Below are 2,633 nucleotides of genomic sequence, written 5' to 3' on the forward strand. Positions count from 1 at the left end.
GATACAGAGGCAGTCGGATTTTATAAAAAGTGTAGGTTTAAGATTAAAAGTCTGGGAGAAAAATATCCGGGGGTGGAAAGATTTCATTGCTATCTTGAGAATGAACAGTTTAAAAGTATGCGAAATATGTAATTTTACATATTTAGTTTAGTTTGAAAAAAATGATATATACAGTATATAATAAAAATAATTGGAAAAATATAGATAAATAGAAATTAGGTGTATAACACATGAGAATGGATAAAAGCAAATTTGTGAAAATTGCAGCTTCAATAGGAGTGTCATCTTTTTTATTAACAGGATGTGCTGATAATGATGAAGAGAGCGCACAAAAAGAAAGTAGTGCGGTAAAAACAGATGGTACGAAGCAAGAAAGCGAACAAGAAACATTAAATTGTGATGATAAAGCGCCAACGACAGAAAATATAGAAAAAGAAGAATTATGTAGAGATAATAATTCACCTGCTTCATTTAATAATGAGAGCTCCCATCTGCCAATACTTCCGTTCGTTGCTGGATATTTATTAGCAAGTAAGACGTCGAATATGTATAGTACTGCGAAACCAAATCTTATAAAGAAGCCATATACAAATAATATTATCCCATACCGTGAAAAGGATGAGCGAAGAAGTGGTGGCAGTGGTGGTGGGTATTACGGTGGCACTAGTAGCAATAATGATTCTTCAAAGAAAGTGGATTTAAATAAAGAACAACCGAATAGTTCAAATAAAGTAACAACAGATTCAAACACGTCAAAATCATCTACTACGCAAACACCGAAAGTGAATTCTGGTTCAAGTGGAATTGGAAACGCAAAAGCACCAGCTGGATCCTAATTTGAAAGGATAATGGAGAAATGTATACAGAACAAGAACAGGAAGCTTATATGAAAATATGGTTTTCTCTTGCAGAAGAGGCTAGTAGAAATGGATTTACGTGGCCAAGTCTTTTAGAGAATGAAGAATGGAATCAATATATGGCAACTGGTATGTACCGGATGCCAGTACGTACATATACTGCAATTTCTAAAGCGACGGAAGAAATTATGTATGTGTTATATAAAACATATCAATACATTACAAATACCCCAGAGCAATTTCAACAACTCGGATTTCCGCCAGAAACGTGGGAAATTGGAAGAATGAAACAGGCTGGTTTATTCTCATATTTTACAAGATTCGATTTCATTGTAAATCATGACGTTATTAAATTAATTGAAGTAAATTGCGATACTCCGACTGGATATTTAGAACCATCTGTTGCTAATGAAGTATTGTGTCGTTATCACGATGTGAATCATCCGAATCATATTGAAGAACATATTGTGCAAGCTTGGGAACAAATTAAACATGATTACAAAGTAAGCCCTGACGAAACGATTTATTTTACAAGCTACGATTGGCATGATGAAGATCATCAAACAGTTCAGTTTTTAAGAAGTTATTGCTTACAACAACAAACCGATTATGTAGGAATACAAAATATCGTTGTTGCAGATGATGGAATATACACTCCGGCAGGCGATAAAATTAAATACTTATATCGTTTATATCCAATTGAATATTTAGTTGTAGATACTGATAAAAATGGTAAAAGAATTGGTCTGCAATTTTTAGATCATATCGCACAAGGAAGGGTGCAAATTATTAACCCACCAGCTGCTTTTGTTATGCAAAATAAAGGTATGCTCGCATTAATTTGGCAACTTTATGAAGATGAAGTTTTCTTTGACAAAGAAGAACGAGAGATCATTAAGAAATATTTCCTTCCAACGTATTTTACAAATAAACGATTTTTAGAAAGAAAAGAATCTTATGTTTCAAAACCATTATTTGGCCGCGAAGGCGGCGGAGTATCTATCTATGAAAATGATGAACTATTAGCTGAAGATCAAACAGAGTATTATTTTGAACAACGAAAAATATATCAGCAATATGTAGACATGCCTGACTATACAATTGATACGTGGGATGGACCGTATACTGGTAAACTACTTATCGGTTCTCATTGTATTAGCGGAAGGGCCGCTGGACTGTTTTTACGAGTAGGTGAAAGAATAACAGGGAATTTATCAATGTTTACTGGAGTTACGATTGAAGGATAGCAACAGTTGAATTAAAAGGTAATTAACAAAGAGCGCATCATTTGTAATGCGCTCTTTCATATGAGTATAAAGTTTAAATTAAGATTGCTAGAGTGAAAGTTTTTCATTGCTGTGATGTAACGCTTTCATTTTGTTTCATTTCAAAATTTTCTTACCATCTTCATCTACAATTTTAATAGAATCTCTAAGTTTAGGCACACCGATATACATAACAGGGTTTTTATCTTTTCCTTTGTTTTTTTCAATACGTAAGACGATAACCGATGTATCTTTTTCGTCTTTAACTTCTTTTACTGTAATTTTATCATTTTTATACTTTTCCCCAAATGCTAAATATACCATTCTCTTTCCTTCACTAATGCTATCATTTGAGTAATGGATCATAGTTGGATCTTCTTGTGCTTTTTCGTATAAGTTTGAAGGACCATATCCACCTTCGTTATATCTAGACTTTTCTAACACCCAAAAATCTTCATATTCATTATTAGAAAAAGTACAACCACTTAAGCTAATCATTCCTAATATGAAA

At 33.0% G+C, this 2,633-nt stretch carries 2 protein-coding genes and 2 pseudogenes; 3 read left to right on the plus strand and 1 reads right to left on the minus strand.

What is annotated here, in order from left to right; genetic code table 11:
- The 3 genes and pseudogenes from KI356_RS25320 to KI356_RS25330 form a co-directional block, all read left to right on the plus strand.
- Positions 1 to 132 (plus strand): annotated as a pseudogene (locus KI356_RS25320) (GNAT family N-acetyltransferase); the annotation flags it as partial.
- A gap of 98 nt (positions 133 to 230) precedes the next feature.
- Entirely contained in the window at positions 231 to 836 is a 606-nt protein-coding gene (locus KI356_RS25325) for a hypothetical protein (RefSeq protein WP_128280333.1), read from the plus strand.
- Positions 837 to 856: 20 nt separating this feature from the next.
- On the plus strand, positions 857 to 2,104 hold the full coding sequence (locus KI356_RS25330) for a glutathionylspermidine synthase family protein (RefSeq protein ID WP_128280332.1): 1,248 nt from the start codon (positions 857 to 859) through the stop codon (positions 2,102 to 2,104).
- Between the two features lie 103 nt (positions 2,105 to 2,207).
- Here the strand turns inward: KI356_RS25330 and KI356_RS25335 are convergent.
- Positions 2,208 to 2,629: pseudogene (locus KI356_RS25335) on the minus strand (hypothetical protein).
- Between the last annotated feature and the right edge of the window lie 4 nt (positions 2,630 to 2,633).

The sequence above is a fragment of the Bacillus hominis genome, assembly GCF_018332515.1.
In the GTDB taxonomy this organism is placed as follows: domain Bacteria; phylum Bacillota; class Bacilli; order Bacillales; family Bacillaceae_G; genus Bacillus_A; species Bacillus_A hominis.

What these genes read in the sequence shown, in the direction of transcription:
- KI356_RS25325 (WP_128280333.1), top strand. Translation starts at nt 231, where the DNA reads ATGAGAATGGATAAAAGCAAATTTGTGAAAATTGCAGCTTCAATAGGA.
- KI356_RS25330 (WP_128280332.1), top strand. Translation starts at nt 857, where the DNA reads ATGTATACAGAACAAGAACAGGAAGCTTATATGAAAATATGGTTTTCT.